The following is a 19091-nucleotide window of genomic DNA, read 5'->3' as shown; positions in this document are numbered from 1 at the left end:
CGGCAGCGCCCGTTCCGCCACACAGCTTGCCCGGCCGGAAGGTGGGCTCTACACCCGCCCTCTCTCAAACCATCAAGCGGTGCTACAGGTGAGCCTCGCCTTCCAGTTTCCCGGACAGGGCAGTCAAGTCGTAGGCATGGGCTCCAGCCTGGCCGAGACGTTCAGCTGCGCGCGCGAGGTGTTCGAGGCGGTGGACCACGCGCTGGGCCAGCACCTGTCGAGGCTGATGTGGGAGGGACCCGAGTCGACGCTCACCCTCACCGAGAACGCCCAGCCCGCCCTGATGGCGGTCAGTCTGGCCGTGGCCCGCGTCCTCGAGGAGGAGTTCAACATCGGCGTCGATGGCGTGGCGTTCGTCGCCGGCCATTCTCTGGGAGAATATTCGGCCCTCGCCTCGGCGCGGGCCCTCAGCCTGGCGGACGCCGCACGCCTGCTGAAGCTGCGTGGCCAGGCCATGCAACGAGCGGTCCCGGTCGGGGAAGGCGCCATGGCGTCGCTCATCGGGCCGAAGGTGGACGTCACCCTGGCCGAGCAGGCTGCGGCTGAGGGCGCGCGCGTCGGTGTGTGCGTCGTCGCCAACGACAACAACCAAGGCAATGTGGTGATCTCCGGCGACAAGGCGGGGGTGGACGCCGCCATCGTCGCCGCCAAGGCGTTGGGGGCCCGCGCGATCCCGCTCAACGTCTCCGCGCCCTTCCATTGCCCGCTGATGCACCCGGCGGCGGAAGCCATGGCCGACGCGCTCGCGCAGGCGCAGATCGCCGCGCCCAACACGCCGCTGGTCGCCAATGTCACCGCCCGCCCGGTGAGCGATCCGGCCGAGATACGACGCCTGCTCGTGGAGCAGGTCACCGGACGGGTCCGCTGGCGTGAGAGCATAGCGTGGATGGCCGCAGAGGGCGGAGTGACCCGCTTTGTCGAGCTTGGGGCCGGCAAGGTGCTGACCGGAATGGCCAAGCGCATCGCACCGGAGGTCGAGGCGACGGCGCTGAACACACCGGTCGATCTTGAGACCTTCGCCCAGAGCCTCTGAGCCCGCTAAGCCGCCGGCCACCCGAAGACGCAGGTCGGACCTGCGATCGGCCTCACGGAGACTGCCATGTTCGATCTCAGCGGCAAGACCGCACTTGTCACCGGCGCCTCCGGCGGCATCGGCGGAGCCATAGCGCGCGCGCTCCACGGCCAGGGCGCCGCGGTGGTGCTGTCCGGCACGCGTGAGGCCACCCTGCAGACCTTGGCGGAAGAGCTCGGCCCACGCACCTACGCGGTCGCCGCCAGCCTGTCGGACGCCGCTGCGGTGGACGGCCTGGTGGGCTCAGCCGAAGCCGCCGCCGGAGCGCCGCTGGACATCGTCGTGTCCAACGCCGGCCTCACCCGTGACAACATCCTGGTCCGGATGAAGGACGAGGAGTGGTCGATCGTCCAGCAGGTGAACCTGGAGGCCTATTTCCGCCTCTGCCGGGCCGTCACCAAGGGCATGATGCGCCGCCGTCATGGTCGGATCATCGGCATCACCTCCGTCGTGGGCGTCACGGGCAATCCGGGCCAGACCAACTATGCGGCGTCGAAAGCCGGCATGATCGGCTTCTCCAAGGCCCTCGCCCAGGAGGTCGGCGGCCGGGGAATGACGGTAAACTGCATCGCGCCCGGCTTCATCGCCAGCCCCATGACCGACGCCCTGAACGAGGCGCAGCGCAGCACGATCCTGGGCCGCATCCCTGCCGGCCGGCTCGGTGAAGGTGGCGAGATCGCGGCGGCCTGCGTCTATCTGGCAAGTGCGGAGGCGGCCTACGTCACCGGCCAGACACTTCACGTCAACGGCGGAATGGCCATGATCTGACCGCGCCGCACACCCTTTCCGAGGCGCTAGTCTCGCAAAAAGGAGTGTGCTACGCCTCGCCCGATGGCCGGACTCGGGCTCACCGGGGTACCGGCCTTCGACATTTGTATCGACGACTCATTTCGCGTGGTGCCTTATCCGGCCCCGCCAATCGCCTTCAGAGAGGGGCTCGCCCGTATGTCCACCGACGTCCTCGAACGTGTCCGCAAGATCGTCATCGAGCACCTGGACGCCGATCCGGAGAAGGTGACCGAGAAGGCCAGCTTCATCGACGATCTGGGCGCCGACAGCCTCGACAACGTCGAGCTGGTTATGGCCTTCGAGGAGGAGTTCGACATCGAAATCCCCGACGACGCCGCCGAACACATCCAGACGGTCGGCGACGCGGTGAAGTTCATCCAGGAGCGCCTGGGGCAGTAAGCTCCTCGCGCAGACGCTCGCACGCTCTTCGCCGTTCGCGCCCTTAGCGCCCGCGGCGAGACGCTGCGGACGGCGCGAATGGCCGAGGGTCAGCGGATCGCATGCGTCGCGTCGTCATTACCGGGATCGGGCTCGTCACTCCGCTGGGCTGGGGCACGGAAGTCAGCTGGAAGGCGATCCTGGCCGGAAAGTCCGGGGCCAACCGGATCACGGCTTTCGACCCGCAGGGCTATGCCTGCCAGATCGCGTGCGAGGTCCCCCGCGTCAACGGGCGCGGCGGTGGCGGCCCCGGTGTCGAGGGTTCCTTTGACCCGGACAAGGTCTTGCCGCCGAAGGACCAACGCAAGATCGACGACTTCATCCTCTATGCCATCGCCGCCGCCGACGAGGCGGTGAAGGATGCAGGTTGGACCGAGCCGTCCGACGAGGAGAAGTTGCGCACGGGCGTGATCCTGGGTTCCGGCATCGGCGGCCTGAACAAGATCGCCGAGACGACCCTGGAGCTTGAGGCCAAGGGGCCGCGCCGGGTCAGCCCTTTCTTCATCCCCTCGGCCTTGATCAACCTGGCGTCCGGGCATGTCTCCATCCGCTACGGCTACCAGGGACCTAATCACGCAGTGGTCACCGCCTGCGCCACGGGCGCCCACGCGATCGGCGACGCCGCGCGCCTGATCAAATACGGCGACGCCGACGTGATGGTGGCGGGCGGAGCGGAGGCGGCGGTCTGCAAGCTCGGTATCGCCGGCTTCATCGCCTGCCGGGCGCTCTCCACCAACTTCAACGACTCGCCGGAGAAGGGCTCGCGTCCCTACGACAGGGACCGCGACGGCTTTGTGATGGGCGAAGGCGCGGGTGTCCTGGTGCTCGAGGACTTCGAGCACGCCAAGGCGCGAGGCGCCAAGATCTACGCTGAGGTGATCGGCTACGGCCTGTCCGGCGACGCCCATCACATCACTGCGCCCGCCGCTGACGGCAACGGCGGGTTCCGGGCCATGCAGGCTTCGATGAAGGACGCCGGCGTCACACCCGACCAGATCGACTACATCAACGCCCACGGCACCTCGACGCCCCTTGGCGACGAGATCGAGCTGGGCGCCATCGAGCGGCTGCTGGGCGACCGCGCAGGAGGCAAGACCATGTCCTCTACCAAGTCCGCCACCGGTCACTTGCTGGGTGCGGCCGGATCGGTGGAGGCGGCCTTCACTGCGCTGGCCATCCGCGACCAGATCGCGCCGCCGACCATCAACCTGGACAATCCGTCGGTGGAGACGAAGCTCGACCTCGTGCCGCACCACGCCAAGCCGATGAAGATCGATGTGGCCCTGTCCAACAGTTTCGGGTTCGGCGGCACCAACGCCTCGCTCGTGCTCGCCAAGGTCCCGTGAGCCGCGGCCCGCGCCGCACGGGATCGTCTCCAGCCGCGCGCGGCCGGCCTCTTTTCGCGGGCGTGGCGGGTGCGCTCGCCACCCTTGCGTTGGTCATGGTGCTGCTGGCAGGCCTCAGCCTCTGGATCTACAACGGCGCAGGTCCGAGAGCCCGTAGCGGGGTGTCTACCACGGTCATCCTCCGTAAAGGCGCCGGTGTGGCCGAGATCGGGGCCAGCCTGAGGCAGGCCGGCGTGATCCGCTCCGCGCCCCTCTTCCTCGCAGCCGCCCAGGTCACCGGAGCGGCGCGCCATATGCGGGCGGGCGAATACGCCTTCCCGTCCCGGGCCTCGCTGCGGGACGTGATCGCCCGCCTGCGCCGAGGTCTCGTGGTGCACCATCGCATCACCATCCCCGAAGGCCTGTCCTCGCGGCAGGCTGTGGACGTGTTGGACCGGAGCGATGTGCTGACGGGGCCTGCGCCGCTCCCGCCCGAAGGCTCGCTGCTGCCGGAAACCTACGAGGTGGTCCGCGGCCAATCGCGCGCCAGCCTGCTGAAGCGGATGATCGACGACCGCGAGCGGCTGCTGGCCACGCTCTGGGCCAGCCGCCAGCCCGGCCTGCCCTTCGCCGACGCGGACCAAGCCGTCATCCTGGCCTCGATCGTGGAGAAGGAGACCGCCCTGGCGGCCGAGCGGCCCCACGTGGCCTCGGTCTACATCAACCGCCTGCGCCAGGGGGTGAAGCTGGAGGCGGATCCCACGGTGATCTACGGGCTGACCAGCGGGGCGGGGCCGCTGGGTCATGGCCTCCGGGTGTCGGAACTCGCCGCCCCCGGTCCCTACAACACCTACCTCAACGCGGGCCTGCCGCCGACGCCCATCGACAATCCCGGCCGCGCCTCCCTGGCGGCCGTGCTCGATCCGTCGTCCAGCGCCGACCTCTACTTCGTCGCCGATGGCGGCGGCGGCCATGTCTTCGCCCGATCACTGGCGGAGCACGAGAAGAACGTCGCCCGCTGGCGGGTCTTCGAGCACGCTCAGGCCGAGCACCAGGCGCTGGCCGGCGCGCCCATCCCGCCGGGCGGCGGTTCGGCCGCCCGCTCCTTCACCCCCCTCGAGCACCGCTGAGCCCTTGAACGCGCCTCGCCCCCACGGCGCGCCGCGGCGCGGGCTGATGCTGGTGCTCTCCAGCCCCTCCGGCGCCGGCAAGACCTCGCTCTCCCGCCGCCTGGTGGCCGACCATGCGGAGCTTAAGCTGTCGGTCTCGTGCACCACCCGCAGCCCCCGCCCGGGCGAGCAGGAGGGGCGGGAATACGCCTTCGTCGGCCGCCCGGCCTTCGACGCCATGGTGGCCGAGGCCGCCTTCCTGGAATGGGCGGAGGTGCACGACCATCGCTACGGCACGCCCCGCGCGCCGGTGCTGGCGGCGCTGGAGGCCGGGCGCGACGTCCTCTTCGACATCGACTGGCAGGGCGCCGAGCAGGTGGCGGCCGGGGCCCCAGCCGACGTGGTGCGGGTCTTCGTCCTGCCGCCCACCATGGCTGACCTGCGCCGGCGTCTCTTCGCCCGGGCTCAGGACGGCGCGGAGGTGATCGAGCGCCGCCTGGCCCGCGCACCCGGCGAGATCGCCCGCTGGTCCGCCTACGACTACGTCCTGGTCAACGACGACTTCGACCAAGCCTATGCCGACCTCGCCCACATCTACCACGCCGAGCGGCTGAAGCGGGCCCGGAACCCCTGGCTGAGCGGCTTCGTGACGGGGCTGCTGGAGTCCGCCGAACCGTGACCCTGGAGCGCGAAGCGTCAGCCGAAAGCCGGCAGCCCGCCTGTCCGGCGACCCTCACGGGCGTCCACGTCCAGCTCAAGCCCCTGTCTCTGGATCAGCATGACGGACTGGTCGCGGCGGTTGAGGACGGCGACCTGTGGACCCTCTGGTACACCAGCGTGCCGACGCCCGGGGGCATGCGGGCCGAGATCAGCCGCCGCCTCGCGCTGCAGGCGGCGGGCTCCATGGCTCCGTTCTGCGTCGTGGATCGCCAGACGGGCCGGATCGTGGGTATGACAAACTTCCTGAACATCGATGCGGGCGGACCGCGCCTGGAGATCGGGTCCACCTGGTACGCCCGCGCCGTCCAGCGCACGCCGCTGAACACCGAAGCCAAGCTGCTGCTTCTGACCCGCGCCTTCGAAGAGCTTGACTGCCTGGCCGTGGAGCTCCGCACCCACGTCCTGAACCAGCAGAGCCGGCGCGCCATCGAACGGCTGGGCGCCAAGCTGGATGGCGTGCTGCGCTGCCACCGGCGCGCCGAGGACGGCACGCTTCGCGACACCTGCGTCTACAGCATCACCGCTTCGGAGTGGCCGGCCGTGCGCTCGCACCTGACTTGGCAGCTTACGCGCCCGCGATAGTCGCTAGACTCCGCCACGGACCGCCAATTGCTGCGCCAAGGCCTGGAACTGCTGGACCGTCACCGTCTCGGCCCGTGCGTTCGGGTCCACGCCCGCCGCCGTCAGCAGGGCCTCCCCTCCGAGGGCCTTGAGGCTGGACCGAAGCATCTTGCGGCGCTGGCCGAATGCGTGGCGGGTGATCAGCTCCAGCTGCGCCGTCTGGGATGGGTCTGGCCCGTCCGGGTGGCGATCCAGGCGCACGACCGCGGAGTCGACCTTGGGGGGCGGTGTGAAGGCGCGGGCCGGCAGGCGCATCACCACTTCGGCCTGCGTCAGTGACTGGGCGAGCACGGACAGGCGGCCGTAGGCCTGCGCTCCGCAGGTCGCCGCGATCCTGTCGGCGACCTCCCTCTGGAACATCAGCGTCATGGACGCCGGCCGGAAACCGCCGGTCAGCCAGCCGATGAGCAGGGGGGTGGCGATATTGTAGGGGAGGTTCGCCACCACGCAGGTCGCCAGCCCGGCGGCGTGTTCGCGCATCAACACGGCCTGATCCACGGCCAGCGCGTCGGCCTCGACGATAACCAGCCGACCGGCCGCGGCGGCGGCGACATCTCCCAGGAGGTCGATGAAGCGTCTGTCGCGCTCCACCGCCACGACCTTGGCGGCGCCCTCCTCCAGCAGCGCGCGGGTCAGGCCGCCCGGGCCGGGGCCGATCTCCAGCACGGCCGCGCCCTCGAGCGGACCGGCGAGGCGGGCGATCTTGCGGGTGACGTTCAGGTCCAGCAGGAAATGCTGACCGAACCTCTTGTCCGCGATGAGCCCGCGCTCGGCGAGACCGGCCCTCAGTGTCGGCAGGTCAGCAAGGGTCACGGGGCCTTCGACCTGGAGGTCAGGGGGCGACCCCCGCCCGGGTGCGCTGGGCGGCGATATGGGAGGCCGCACGGATGGCGGCGATCAGGCTGTCGGGCCGCGCCAAGCCCCGGCCGGCGATGTCGTAGCCGACCCCGTGATCGGGCGAGGTCCGCACGATCGGTAGGCCGAGGGTGATGTTCACCCCACCCCAGAAGTCGAGCGTCTTGACCGGGATCAGCGCCTGGTCGTGGTAGAGGCAGATCACTGCGTCGTAGCGGGCGCGCGCCTCGGTATGGAACAGGGTGTCGGCCGGCGAGGCGTCGCTGCAGGCGATCCCAAGGGCGCGAAGGCGCGCGGCCGCCGGATTGATGATCTCGGCCTCCTCCCGCCCGAGCGCACCTGTCTCGCCGGCGTGCGGGTTGAGCGCGGCCAGCGCCAGGCGCGGATAGGGAATGCCGAAGTCCTGGATGAGGGCGGAAGCGGCGACCCGGCCCGTGTCCACGATCCTCTCGATGGTGAGCGCGCGGATGGAGTCCGCCAGCGACAGGTGGATGGTGACGAGCACGGTGCGAAGGCTCGGGGTCGCGAGCATCATCACCGGGCCTCGCACGCCGGAGAAGCTGGCTCCCGCCGTCAGCTCGGCCAGGAACTCCGTATGGCCGGGAAAATTGAAGCCGGCGTCATAGAGCGGCTTCTTGGCGATGGGCGCTGTGACCAGGCCGCAGACCGCGCCTGAAAGGCTGAGGCCCGCGCCCGTCTCGATCCAGCGCAGGATGCCCGCGGCGTAGCGCGGCGAAGGCTTGCCGGACACCACCGGGTTGAGGAGCGGCAGGTCCAGGACAGGAAGCGCTTCGGGAAAGATGTCCGGGGCTTCGTCCGGGGCCCCGACCCGCCGCACACCCGCCGCGCCCGCCCCTGGCGACGCGGCGACCAGGGCGTCGTAGTCGCCCACCACGACGAAGCTCGGGCCCGTGCGCCGGAGCGCCGTCCAGGCCTTGACGATGATCTCAGGTCCTATTCCCGCCGGATCGCCAAGGCTGAGCGCCAGGGGACGCGGCTTGGCGGGGGACAGGTTCATCGCGTCTCGATTTCGGCCGAGTTCCGAAGGTCGCGAAGGTAACGGCGGGCGAACATGGACAGCTGCTCACCGCGGATCTTGTCGGTGATGTCGGTGCGGGTCACGCCAGAGACGCCGGTGGCGTGGCGGGCGCAGACGGTGATCAGGTGGAGCCCCACATCCGTGCGGATCGGCTGGCTGACCTCATTCACCTTCAGCTTTGCAACCGAGTCGCGGAAGGCGGGTCGCAGGTCCTTCAGCTCCGTCTCGCCAAGATCGGCGGTCAGGACGCCGGCGGTCTTGGCGGTCTGGTCCTCGAGCGCATCACAGCCGGTGATGTGACGGCGCAGACGGGTGAGCTTGGTCTGGGCCAGGGCCACCTCCGTCGCCGGTGCATCGGGACGAAGGCTGACCGCCACCTGCTTCAGCGCCACCACCTCGTCGCCGGAGCCGGCCTTCTTCTGGCGCAGCAGGACGATGTATACGCCGTTCGACGTGACGATGGGCTGGGACAGGTCTCCCGGCTTCATCTGCTCCACCGCCGTGCGAATCTCCGGCTTTAGGTCGGTGTCCACGACCCATCCGGCGTCGCCGCCGTTGGCGGCGGTCGGGAGGGCGGAGAACTGCCGGGCCACCGAGCCGAAGGGCGCCCCAGCCTGCATCTGGAGCACGAGCTGGTGGGCCCCATCCTCGGCGGCCTGCTGACCACCGACGTGGGAGGCGTCGAGAAAGATCTCGCTCAGGTCGTACTGGGGCTTTAGCGAGGCGGCGTTGGCCTGATCCATCGCGCTGCGCACCTGATTGTCGGCGATTACCACGGCGTCTCGGAAGCGTGCGCTGATGTAGTGGTTCCAGCTCATCTGGGCGGTGATCTGCTGGCGCAGCGTGCGCGCGTCGACGCCGTCGCTCTTCAGCGTCTTCAAGAGCTGATCGCGGGAAATCCCTGATTGTTTGGCCATCTCCGCGATGGTTTCGTCCACCTCATCATCAGCGGGTTCGAGCTTCAGGTCCTTCTGCTTGACCTCGATGGACTTGACTTCCTGCATTTCCAGCCGCTCGTCCACCAGCCCCCGCAAGGCCTCGCGCTCGATCTGGGGCAGGTTGTCCTCGCTGGGCTGAACACCGCTGGTCGCCACCAGCAGGCGCATCCGCTGGCGCAGGTCATAGGAGGAGATCGGATCGTCGTTGACCAGCGCCGCCACGCTTTCGCTGAGGTGCGGCTTTTCGGCGGGCTTGGCGGTCACGGGGTCGACCACTGCCGGCGCCATGCCGAGATTTATCCCCTGGCCGGACGCGGCGCCCGACGCGCAGAGGGCGATGGACGCCGCCAGGAGGCTACAGGGGAGACTACGCAAGATACTCATCAGGCCATTCCCTCGGAACTTGCTCTTATCACCTCGATCCGCGGCTGTTTGTGGGCGCCAGCGGGGCGGTGCCGCCAAGGGTCGACAGGCTGATCCTAAAGGTGATGCTATTCGAATTGCCGATTACGTTCCCGTATGTCTCATCGCGGGTGTAGAGTACATCGACGCGAACGCATTCGTTGTCATATATCAAACCCACCTGGGCGATGGGGAACAGGTTCTGCTGCAGGTCCCGTGACACATTGGCGCTCACGCCCCAGTGCCGGGTGAAGAAGAGGAAGCCGCCGACCTGGATGTCTTCGGTGCGGCCGATGATGGTTTCGCCGACGGTCTGGCCGGTTAGCAGCGTGTCGTTGGGAGATATCTGCTGAAGCCCCGACTCGTTCAGGTCATAGCGGACGGAGGCGGAGAAGGCCGAGCTGCCGTAGCTCACCCCGGCTTCCTCGCGGTGGAGGGCGAAGCTGTCCTTGTCGAGCCGGGAGCGGGTGAACAGCGAAAGGCCGGGGATGGGCTGGGAGGTCGCTGCGACCACCCAGTCGGAGTCGGCGCCCTGAAGGCCCGACAGGGTCGTGAACTGCGGGTCGTCCTGGGCGCGGAAGGTGCGTCCGACCAGCAGGCTGGCGTTCTGGCCCGAGCCCCAGTCGATGGTGCCGCGGCCGCCGACATTGATCCGCTGACCGCCTTCGAGCAGGTCGAAACCGGAGAACCGGTCTATGGAGAAGAGGTTGGTCTCGTCGTACTCGAACGAGGCGCTGTCCTCGTTGGGAATGTTGGGGTTGACCTTGTAGACGGGCGAGACATCGAGCTGTGCGAGCGGCTCCAGCACTATGCTGGCGGAACCGATTGGCTTTATGAACGGCCAGCTCAGGTTCGCTCCCGCCGTGCCGGATATCCGCTCCACGGTGCTCTTGCCAGGATCAAGATTTCCAGTGTTCGGATTGTACACCTGGGCGTCAGTGATGGAGTAGAAGTCCCCACGTCCGAACACGAAGGGTTGGATGCGGATGCCGTTATCCAGGGTGAAAGTGCTTTGCCAATCTCCTCCCAGGCTGGCCCGCCGGCTGTCGGTGTAGCTCAGGGCGGATATCTGCTTGCTGCCCGTGGCGAACAGTTTGGCGGCCGTATCATATTGGCCGTTGTTGTTCTCCAGTTGGGGGCCCTGCACGATAACGCCATTGGGGTCGAAGACCGACAGGACCGGGTCGTTGCGGGTCAGCGCCACCGCGCTGGCCTGAAGCCGGAGCTGGCCACCCAGGAACTCGTCCGTCGGGTTGAAGCGGGCCTCGATCAGCGGACCCACGATTGGGAAGGACTTGCTGGTCTCGAAGATGCCTTGCGGCAATGTGATCGTCGTGTTGTTGGGTCCAGGCGCAGTCTCGTTCCCGTAGGCGCGCAGGCTCTGGAAGTCCAAGGCGGCGAGGGAAAAGTAGGACGTGTCGTCCGCGCGGACCGTGTAGACTTGGCTGATCAGCCGGTCGGTGTCGGCGGGGAAGGGGCCCCGGTCGGTGTAGACGTTGGTGATGCCATAGCGCTGGAACAGCGTCGGGTCGGTGGTGCGCTCCGCCCCGAAACCCCAGACCCAGTTCTTGTCCGGCGTGACGTCGAACAGGCCACGCGCCAGGATGTAGCTGCGTGAAGTGTCGTTGTCGAAGGTCTGCTGGTTGTTGAACTCCTTCGAGTAGGTGTAGCCCGCACGAATGTCGATCATTCCGGAGTAGAAGCGCTCCGTATAGCGGACATTCAGGAACGGATTAACCCGGCTGTTGATCTGCGGCGAGACAACGAAGTCTGTGGATGGGTTGACCGCGAACAGATACGGCTGCTGGTAGGAGAAGCCGCGGCGGCGGGAGTACTCGATCTTGGGCGCCAGCAGGCCTGAGCGGCGCGGCGTCGTAGGGTCCGGGTGCCAGAACACTGGCGCATAGAAGATCGGGATGCCGAGTACGCGGATCACCGCGTTGCGGTAGTATATCACCCCATTCTGGCGGTCCTCGATGATGCGGCTGGCGCTGATCGACCAGGTGGGTGCGGTAGGCCGGCCGTCCAGGGCGCAGATATTGCAGGCGGTGTAGACCGCGTTGTTCAGCTGGTTGACCGTCTCGTTGCGACGGACCGCAACTCCGGCGGTCAAGGTGGTGTTGCCCACCTGGCGCGTCGCGAAGCCCAGAGCGACGGCGGCGCGGAACTGGTCATCCAGCGTGACGTCGTCGCCATAGATGGTGGACCCGTCGGGATTGACCACCACCGCGTGACCGAACGCGTGCGCCGCGCCCGTCGCCGTGTTGTAGACCAGGCTGTCGGCCCTCAGCGTCTTGCCCTGGTAGCGGGCCTGGACATGACCGGTGGCGGTGACGAGGTTCTTCGGCTGGTCCTGCGCCACGCTGTCGGCCTCCAGCAGCAGGTCGCGAGGCCCCAGTCCGTCGTCAGCCAGAGGCGGCGGGGCGGCGCGACTGCGGACGGTCCCCTGGAGTTGCGCGTTCGCCGTGCTGTGGCAGGCGAGGGCGGCGGCGCCTGCCAGCAGGAGAGCCTTGCAGGAGGTCTGCGCCCAACCCCCGGTGGGCGCTGGGCCCCCGGATCCAGGGTCGCGCAGGGCGCCTTGGCGCATGACGTGTAACACCCCCAGCGGCTGGCCCCCAGACCAACGATCCTCAGGCCGACGATCCTCGGGCCGACGGTCCTCGGGCCGACGGCGCAGCTTCCTCCGATGGGCCGCCGCCTGCGTCAACCGTCTTCAGTGTAACAAAGCAGGGTGAAGCCCCCGAGCAACGCTATCAGTGGCGGCGCCCAGGCGGCCAGTGCCGGTGGGATCACTTCCGCCTTGCCAAGAGCGCTGCAGAACTGGTTGAAAAAAAACAGGATGAACCCGAGCGCAACACCCGATCCGGCGAAGCCGGCCAAGCCGCCCAGCCTCAACAGCCGGAGTGAAAAGGCCGCGGCCAGGACCGACATGCCGGCGAACATGATCGGTGTGGCCAGCAAGGTGTCAAACTGCATGCGGTAGAGCGTGGCCGAAAAGCCTTCCCGCTCGGTCCGCACGATGATGAACGGCAGGCTCCAGAAAGGTGCGTCCTGGGCCGAGGCGAAGTGCTGCAGCGCCGTTCGCTCGTCCAGCGTCGAAGCGATTGTGATGGCAGGAATGTCGAGGGCCTGGCCTCCCGGTCCGGCCTCCTTGACGCCCGTCAGTATCCACTGCCGATCGTGCAGCTGGGCCGTGGAGGCTTCGATCCGGCGGGCGAAGTGCGACGCGCCGTCGGCGTCCAGACGGTACACGAAGAGGGTGACGTCCCGGAGGTTGACCCCTTCTCCGGTCTGGGACCCCGCCCGGATGATGATCTGGGTGTGGCGGTCGCCCTGGCGAAGCCAGAGCGCCCTGTCGGTGACCTGGCCTGGGACGCTCGTCAGCGTCGCGTCGAGCTTGGCGAACGCGGCGTCGGTGAGCGAGGCGACGGGGTTGAGGACCAGGATGGTGAACACCCCGATCACCACTGCAGCGCCGGCCGCCGGAAAGATGAACCGCCATGCCGACACGCCCGCGGCTCTCAGCGCGACCAGTTCGCTGCGTCGATTCAGGTTTACATAGGCGGCCAGCACTCCGAAGAGGAAGGCGAAGGGCAGCAACTGGATCAGCTTGGACGGCGCGCCCAGCAGGGTCAGGTTAAAGATGTCTGCAAGTGAGACTTCATGGAAGCGGTTTGTGCCAACCGTCCGTGAAAGCTCGACAAAATCGATCAGCATGACGATCGAGGCGAGCACGCCGAGCGCACCGAACACCCCGATCAGGGTGCGCGTAAGCACGTAGATCTCGATCCGGGTCAGCCGCAGCCCGCGCCGCCTCATGCCCGGGCCGCGATCGTGGGCGCGATCCGGGCGCAGGAAACCCGGGAAACGCGCGCGGAAGGCTTGGGAGAAGCGCGCGGAGCGGAGGGGTGGGTTCAGCGACATCGAGATCGGGGACAGGCGCGGCCGGTGCGCCGTCAGCCTCTACACGCGCAGCCGCCTTCCTCCAAATCCCTGCTCGCGACCCTCGCAGGTGCGTGGCTTTTGTCCTAATGCGAGCGGCGGATCGTGCGCGCCTGAGGAAAAGCCATGGACATCGACTTCACGCCGGACCTCGGCGCTCTGGACGCCCAAACCGCCGTCGCCCTCATCGTGTTCGAGGACGAGCTTCAGGCGGGCCTCGGCGCCGCGGATGCGATGAGCGGCGGGGCGGCGGCTCGCGCCCAGGCGGCGGGGCGGTTCAAGGGAGGGAAAAAGCAGACCCTAGACCTGCAGGGCGTCGGCCCAGCCGCACGGGTGCTGCTGGTCGGAGCGGGTCTGAGACACGACGCCACCCCGGCTGACATCGAGCAGGCCGCCGCTGCCGCCTACGGCTTGGTGAAGGCGAGCGGGGCGACGACCCTGGCGTTCGATCTCACCGCCCTCAGCCCCGAGCAGGCCGCCGCCGCGGCGTTCGGCGTCCGGCTGGGGTCATACCGCTTCGACCGCTACCGCACGACGGAAAGGGCAGAGCAGAAGCCCTCGCTTACCTCCCTCCGCATAGCCACTCCACAGGCGGCCCAGGCTCGCGCCGCCTTTGCACCGATGGCCGCTCTGGCTGACGGCGTCCAGTTCACCCGGGATCTCGTTTCCGAGCCCGCCAACATCCTCTACCCGGAAGAGTTCGCACGCCGTGTGAAGAGCCTGGAGGCCATGGGTCTGCAGGTTGAGGTGCTGGGCGAGGCGGACATGGCCAGGCTGGGCATGGGCAGCCTGCTCTGCGTGGGCCTGGGCAGCCGGCGAGAAAGCCAGCTGGCCGTGATCCAGTGGAGAGGCGCGTCGGACCCCGACGCCCAGCCCGTCGCCTTCGTCGGCAAGGGGGTCTGCTTCGACTCCGGCGGCATCTCCATCAAGGGCGCCGACGGCATGGAGGACATGAAGTGGGACATGGGCGGCGCCGGCGCGGTCGCCGGCCTCATGCACGCGCTGGCCGGGCGCAAGGCCAAGGTCAACGCCGTGGGCATCCTGGGACTGGTCGAGAACATGCCGGATGGAAACGCCACCCGCCCGGGCGATGTGGTCACCTCCATGTCCGGTCAGACCATCGAGGTGATCAACACCGACGCAGAGGGTCGGCTCGTGCTGGCCGATGCGCTCTGGTACTGCCAGGACCGCTTCAAGCCGCAGTTCATGGTCGACCTCGCCACCCTCACCGGCGCCATCATCGTCTCGCTGGGCCACGACTACGCCGGCCTGTTCTCCAACGACGACGCCTTGTCCGAAAGCCTGCTGTCCGCCTCCGGGGCTAGCGGCGAGCCGCTGTGGCGCATGCCGCTGCATGGCGGATATGAGAAGCAGATCGAGAGCATGATCGCCGACGTGAAGAACATAGGCGGGCGCCCTGCGGGCTCGATCACTGCGGCCTTGTTTCTGCAGAAGTTCGTCAACGGCCTGCCCTGGGCGCACCTCGACATCGCCTCGGTCGCCTGGAAGAAGCCCTCGTCCGATCCCACCATCCCTGATGGGGCGAGCGGGTTTGGGGTGCGGTTGCTGAACCAGCTGGTCGCCGACCGCTACGAGGGCTAAGGCCACGGGTGGAGCTTGCTGCGATGGCCTGCGAGGTGTGGTTCTACCACCTGGAGCGGACCGGCCTCGATCAAGCCCTTCCGGAACTGCTGGAGAAGACGCTGGCCCGAGGGTGGCGGGCCCTGGTCCGATGCGGCGGCCATGACCGGCTGGAGCACCTGGAGGGCTGGCTGTGGAGCTATCGCGACGACAGCTTCCTGCCGCACGGGACCGCGGAGGGGCCGGAGGCCGCACGCCAGCCCGTGCTGCTCACCACCGCCGCCGAGAACGCCAACGGCGCCCAAGCGCTGTTCCTGATCGACGGGGCGGACGCGCCGGCGCTGGACGGCTATGAACGTTGCGTGGTCATGTTCGACGGGCGCGACGCCGCGGCGCTCGCCCAGGCGCGGGAACGCTGGCGTGAGGTGAAGGCGCAGGGCCGTCCGGCCTCCTACTGGCGCCAGTCGGAGGAGGGCGCGTGGCGCAAGCAGGCTTGAAGACGCGCCTGGCGCTGGCGGGCACGGTCATTCTCGCACTTTGCGGCTGTGCAGGCGACTCCGACGGACCGTCGGCCTCCAGTGGGGGTCTGCCCGTCTTCAGGGTGGTTCCCGGATCGCTGCTGCTGCCGGCGCCGGGACCGCCCCGACCGCGGCTGCCAGATACCTGCGGCGCAGCGGCGCTGGCGGGTCTGGTCGGGCGGCCGCGCACGCAGATCCCCGTGCCGGTCGATCTCAGCCGTCGCCGCGTGGCCTGCACCGCCTGCCCGGTCTCGCCCGACGTCAAGCTGGACCGGGTGAACATCCTGTTCGACGCCCGGACCGGCATCGTGACCAAGATCACCTGCGGCTGACTCGTCGACGGCCGGCCTGGAGCTTCGACTGTGGGGATGAGGGCTCGCCCACGATGGTCGAAGCGCCGGCCACGTCGGCGGTCAGTTCGCCCGTCGGGCCGGAGTCCTCGTCCGGCTCGCGCTCCTGACGGGTGGCGATCCAGGCCCAGACGGCGCCGAAGACCAGGATCAGGCTGGAGAGCAGGAACGGCGCGCCCGCCTCGCTGATCGGATGCGGCGGGCTCACGAAGACGGCGAAGACCAGGGTGAAGATGGACGGGCCGATCAACTCGGATATGCCTGTTAGACTGGCATTGGCGCCCTGCAGCTGGCCCTGCTCGGCGGCCTCCACGTGGCGGGTCATCAGGGTCTGGGTCGCCGCTCCCGACATGCCCCAGAGCGCGATGACGGGGATGCCTGCCCAGAACACGAACTCGTTGGGCGCCAGGCCCGCGACCGCCATCCCGAACGCCCCGAACACCAGGCCGATCACCAGCGTCCAGCGGTTGCCTATGGCCGCCACCGTGCGGCCCACCAGCAGCACCTGCACCAGGATCAGCGCCACCCCCGCAGCGGCGAGCGTCAGGCCGACCCGGCCCGTGGTCCAGCCGTATCGGTGCATGGCGTAGAGCACCACCACCGAGGGGATCACGACCTGGGCAAGGTTGGACAGGAAGGCGACGCCGGCCAGCCCGGTCAATTCGGGATGGCGGCGGAGCAGCATCAGGGAGCCGACCGGATTGGCGCGCTTCCAGCTAAAACTGCTGCGCAGGATCTTGGGCAGCGACTCGGGCAGCACCAGGAAGCCGTAGGCCGCGTTGGTCAGGCTCAGCGCCGCCGCCACGATGAAGGGCAGGCGCGCGCCGTATTCCCCGAGCACGCCGCCAAGAGCCGGTCCCAGCACCAAGCCCGCTCCGAAGGCGGCGGCCAGGATGCCGAAGGCCTGGGGGCGCTTCTCGGGCAGGGTTGTGTCGGCGATGTAGGCGCTGGCGGTGCCGAAGCTCGCTCCGGTGATACCGGAGATCAGCCGCCCTATGAACAGCCACTGCAGTGTGGGCGCCCAGGCCATCAGGGCGTAGTTCAGCCCCAGCCCGATGTTCGAGGCCAGGATCAGCGGCCGCCGCCCGAACCGGTCCGACAGCGACCCGATCACCGGCGAGAAGAAGAACTGCATCAGGGCGAACACGGTGTTGAACAGGCCGTAGATCACCGCGGCCATCGATACCGTGCGCCCCGACAGGCGATGGGCGGCGTGCTCCAGCAGGTGCGAGTGGCTGTGCGAGCGGGCCAGCAGCTCGGTAACCAGATGCGGCAGCACGGGCGACACCATGCCCAGAGCCATGATGTCGAGCAGCACGGTGATGAAGATGAAGGTGAGCGCCGCGCGCCCCTTTGGCGGCGTCCTGACCTCGCTCATCACGGCCGCCCGGCTGGAAACTGGAGCTGACGAGGCGCCGCAAGGCGCTGATCGGGTGCGGATCGCATCGGCGGCAGGTTACGCCTTAGGGTTTCCATTTCCCTAAGCGTCATCTCGGCTCAGGCTGTCTCGCGCCGCGGCGAACACGTCCTCGAACATCTGTGGCGTCAGCCGGCCGGTATTGGTGTTCAACCTGGAGCAGTGATAGCTGGAGAAGAGGACGTAGCGGCCGAGATCGTAACGTGCGCCGTGACCGGCCGCGCCGGCCGGCGTCTTCAGACCCAGAGCGCGAAACACATTGCGGCGAGAGACGTCCCCCAGCGCCACGATCGTGCGCAGCTTCGGCAGGGCCGCGATGCGGGCGGTCAGGAAGGTGCGGCAGGTCGCCTCTTCCGCGGGAAGAGGCTTGTTCTGCGGCGGCGCGCAGCGCACGGCGTTGGTCACCATCGCATCCACCAGTCCGACCCCGTCGTCCGGCCGCGCCTCGTAGCTCCCCCGCGTGAAGCCGAACCGCGCCAGCGTCTCGTAGAGGAGCACGCCCGCATAGTCGCCCGTAAACGGCCGGCCGGTGCGGTTCGCTCCCTGACGACCAGGCGCCAGGCCCACCACCAGCAGGCGCGCGGCCGGGTCGCCGAAGGACGGAGCGGGGCCGTTGAACCAGTCGGGATGGTCGGCCCGGTTCTCCAGCCGGTAGTCCACGAGGCGCGGACAGAGCGGACAGTCGTGAGGGGGCTCGGGACCGAGGTCGGCCGGGATGCCGAAGGGGGGGGGCGAGGCCACGGCGCGGCTCAGTCTTCGTCCCCGCCCGTCCCGATCCGGCTGCGCTCATCAGGTTCTTGGAGGAAGCGGGGCGGCGACTGCAGGCGCGGGCGACCGATCACCGTGATCAGGTCTGCAAGATCGACGAACGTATCGGCTTGACGCCGAAGTTCATCGGCGGCCATCGGCGGCTGCGACCTGACCGTCGAGACCACGGTCACCCGGACGCCCTTTCGCTGGACGGCGCCCACCAGGCTGCGGAAGTCCCCGTCGCCGGAGAACAGGACAGCGTGGTCGAGGCGGGGGGCCATCTCCAGCATGTCCACGGCGATCTCGACGTCCATGTTGCCCTTTGTGCGCGCCTGGCCTGTCGACGAGTCGATATAGCGCCGCGCCGGCTTGGTCACCATCGTAAAGCCATTGTAGTCAAGCCAATCCACCAGCGGCCGGATCGGTGAATACTCCTGATCCTCTACGATGGCGGTGTAGTAGTAGGCACGCAATAGCGCGCCCCGTTTGCCGAACTCGTCGAGGAGCTTCTTGTAGTCGATGTCGATGTTGAGCGACCTCGCGGCTGAATAGAGATTGGCCCCATCGATGAACAGGGCGATACGCTCGGTTGGATTGAAGGTCATCGAGGGACTATGGTTTCCGGAGGAGGGGCGGTGAGCCGGCGCGCGGACGACAAGTCTATCATCGTCGCACTGGGCGGCAATCTTGCAGCCGGCGGCCAGGGGCTGCGGCAAAGCCTGGGAGCGGCTCTGGAGCTCCTTCCCGGCCATGGCCTTCGCCCTACCCGGTGTTCGCGCTTCTGGCGATCGGCGGCCTGGCCCGACCCTTCCGAGCCCGCCTTCCTTAACGCGGTGGCCCTCGTGGAGACGGCCCTGGATCCGGCGCAGGCCATGTCGGCGCTCCACCGGATCGAGGCCCTGTTCGGACGGGAGCGGAGCCGCCCCAACGCCGCCCGCATCCTGGACCTCGACCTGATCGCCTACGGCCGCCAGGTGTGCGCAGGAGACCTGGTCCTTCCGCATCCGCGCGCGGCTGAGCGCCTGTTCGTCATGGGCCCGCTGGCTGAACTTGCGCCTGGCTGGACCCATCCGGTCAGCGGGAAGCGCGCGGCCGATCTGGCCCGTGACGCCGCTGTCGGGCGCGATGCGAGGCCGCTGCCCGAGGAACCAGGGGAATCGCTTGAAGGGATCAAGCGGTTTGGGAGATGACGGCTTGGAGGTAGTCGTCATCCCATCCGGCGCGT

19 protein-coding genes are annotated in these 19091 nt (G+C 68.4%); 11 read left to right on the top strand and 8 right to left on the bottom strand.

The window, feature by feature from the left end; genetic code table 11:
* Positions 1–88: 88 nt before the first annotated feature.
* From fabD to HUV06_RS02045, 7 genes are all read left to right on the top strand, one after another.
* Entirely contained in the window at positions 89–1033 is a 945-nt protein-coding gene (gene fabD / locus HUV06_RS02075) for an ACP S-malonyltransferase (protein WP_174299608.1), read from the top strand.
* 66 nt (positions 1034–1099) lie between these two features.
* Positions 1100–1840 (top strand): 3-oxoacyl-ACP reductase FabG, encoded by a 741-nt coding sequence (fabG, locus tag HUV06_RS02070; RefSeq protein WP_174299607.1) that lies wholly within the window; start codon positions 1100–1102, stop codon positions 1838–1840.
* Positions 1841–2017: 177 nt separating this feature from the next.
* Complete coding sequence (locus tag HUV06_RS02065; protein ID WP_174299606.1) at positions 2018–2260, top strand: acyl carrier protein; 243 nt, start codon at positions 2018–2020, stop codon at positions 2258–2260.
* A 101-nt stretch (positions 2261–2361) separates the two neighbouring features.
* Entirely contained in the window at positions 2362–3645 is a 1284-nt protein-coding gene (fabF, locus tag HUV06_RS02060; protein WP_174299605.1) for a beta-ketoacyl-ACP synthase II, read from the top strand.
* Positions 3642–4754: an endolytic transglycosylase MltG gene (gene mltG / locus HUV06_RS02055; RefSeq protein WP_254600833.1), complete on the top strand. Its 1113-nt coding sequence runs from the start codon at positions 3642–3644 to the stop codon at positions 4752–4754. Before fabF ends, mltG begins: the two co-directional genes overlap by 4 nt.
* Positions 4755–4800: 46 nt before the next feature.
* Positions 4801–5412: a guanylate kinase gene (gmk, locus tag HUV06_RS02050; protein WP_174299633.1), complete on the top strand. Its 612-nt coding sequence runs from the start codon at positions 4801–4803 to the stop codon at positions 5410–5412.
* Entirely contained in the window at positions 5409–6035 is a 627-nt protein-coding gene (locus tag HUV06_RS02045; protein WP_217433593.1) for a GNAT family N-acetyltransferase, read from the top strand. Before gmk ends, HUV06_RS02045 begins: the two co-directional genes overlap by 4 nt.
* 3 nt (positions 6036–6038) lie before the next feature.
* Here HUV06_RS02045 and rsmA read toward each other — a convergent pair whose 3' ends face one another.
* The 5 genes from rsmA to HUV06_RS02020 all read right to left on the bottom strand — a co-directional run bounded on the left by rsmA (position 6039) and on the right by HUV06_RS02020 (position 13127).
* On the bottom strand, positions 6039–6887 hold the full coding sequence (rsmA, locus tag HUV06_RS02040; protein ID WP_174299604.1) for a 16S rRNA (adenine(1518)-N(6)/adenine(1519)-N(6))-dimethyltransferase RsmA: 849 nt from the start codon (positions 6885–6887) through the stop codon (positions 6039–6041).
* Between the two features lie 19 nt (positions 6888–6906).
* Entirely contained in the window at positions 6907–7947 is a 1041-nt protein-coding gene (gene pdxA / locus HUV06_RS02035) for a 4-hydroxythreonine-4-phosphate dehydrogenase PdxA (RefSeq protein ID WP_174299603.1), read from the bottom strand.
* Positions 7944–9194 (bottom strand): peptidylprolyl isomerase, encoded by a 1251-nt coding sequence (locus HUV06_RS02030; protein WP_174299602.1) that lies wholly within the window; start codon positions 9192–9194, stop codon positions 7944–7946. Before HUV06_RS02030 ends, pdxA begins: the two co-directional genes overlap by 4 nt.
* A 124-nt stretch (positions 9195–9318) precedes the next feature.
* Positions 9319–11895: an LPS-assembly protein LptD gene (locus HUV06_RS02025; protein WP_174299601.1), complete on the bottom strand. Its 2577-nt coding sequence runs from the start codon at positions 11893–11895 to the stop codon at positions 9319–9321.
* Positions 11896–12011: 116 nt separating this feature from the next.
* A complete protein-coding gene (locus HUV06_RS02020; protein WP_174299600.1) occupies positions 12012–13127 on the bottom strand; it encodes an LptF/LptG family permease in 1116 nt (371 codons plus the stop codon).
* A gap of 249 nt (positions 13128–13376) precedes the next feature.
* On the opposite strand from HUV06_RS02020, the gene HUV06_RS02015 reads away from it, so the two are divergent.
* The 3 genes from HUV06_RS02015 to HUV06_RS02005 are packed head-to-tail and all read left to right on the top strand — an operon-like array spanning position 13377 to position 15681.
* Positions 13377–14852, top strand: coding sequence for a leucyl aminopeptidase (locus HUV06_RS02015; RefSeq protein WP_174299599.1), 1476 nt, complete (start codon positions 13377–13379; stop codon positions 14850–14852).
* 23 nt (positions 14853–14875) lie between these two features.
* Entirely contained in the window at positions 14876–15328 is a 453-nt protein-coding gene (locus HUV06_RS02010; RefSeq protein WP_174299598.1) for a DNA polymerase III subunit chi, read from the top strand.
* A complete protein-coding gene (locus HUV06_RS02005) occupies positions 15310–15681 on the top strand; it encodes a peptidase inhibitor I78 (protein WP_174299597.1) in 372 nt (123 codons plus the stop codon). The genes HUV06_RS02010 and HUV06_RS02005 overlap by 19 nt, the downstream gene beginning before the upstream one ends.
* Here the strand turns inward: HUV06_RS02005 and HUV06_RS02000 are convergent.
* The 3 genes from HUV06_RS02000 to HUV06_RS01990 all read right to left on the bottom strand — a co-directional run bounded on the left by HUV06_RS02000 (position 15668) and on the right by HUV06_RS01990 (position 18471).
* Positions 15668–17077 (bottom strand): TCR/Tet family MFS transporter, encoded by a 1410-nt coding sequence (locus HUV06_RS02000; protein WP_174299596.1) that lies wholly within the window; start codon positions 17075–17077, stop codon positions 15668–15670. The genes HUV06_RS02005 and HUV06_RS02000 overlap by 14 nt on opposite strands.
* 102 nt (positions 17078–17179) lie before the next feature.
* On the bottom strand, positions 17180–17857 hold the full coding sequence (locus tag HUV06_RS01995; RefSeq protein WP_254600832.1) for a uracil-DNA glycosylase: 678 nt from the start codon (positions 17855–17857) through the stop codon (positions 17180–17182).
* 8 nt (positions 17858–17865) lie between these two features.
* A complete protein-coding gene (locus HUV06_RS01990) occupies positions 17866–18471 on the bottom strand; it encodes an NYN domain-containing protein (protein WP_174299595.1) in 606 nt (201 codons plus the stop codon).
* A 30-nt stretch (positions 18472–18501) separates the two neighbouring features.
* Between HUV06_RS01990 and folK the strand changes: the two genes are divergently transcribed.
* Positions 18502–19056, top strand: a complete 555-nt coding sequence (folK, locus tag HUV06_RS01985) for a 2-amino-4-hydroxy-6-hydroxymethyldihydropteridine diphosphokinase (RefSeq protein WP_256429988.1) — start codon at positions 18502–18504, stop codon at positions 19054–19056.
* Positions 19057–19091 lie beyond the last annotated feature (35 nt).

The sequence above is a fragment of the Caulobacter sp. S45 genome, from assembly GCF_903642205.1.
Taxonomy (GTDB): Bacteria; Pseudomonadota; Alphaproteobacteria; order Caulobacterales; family Caulobacteraceae; genus CAHJWH01.
This window is presented reverse-complemented; position numbering and strand designations above follow the sequence as displayed.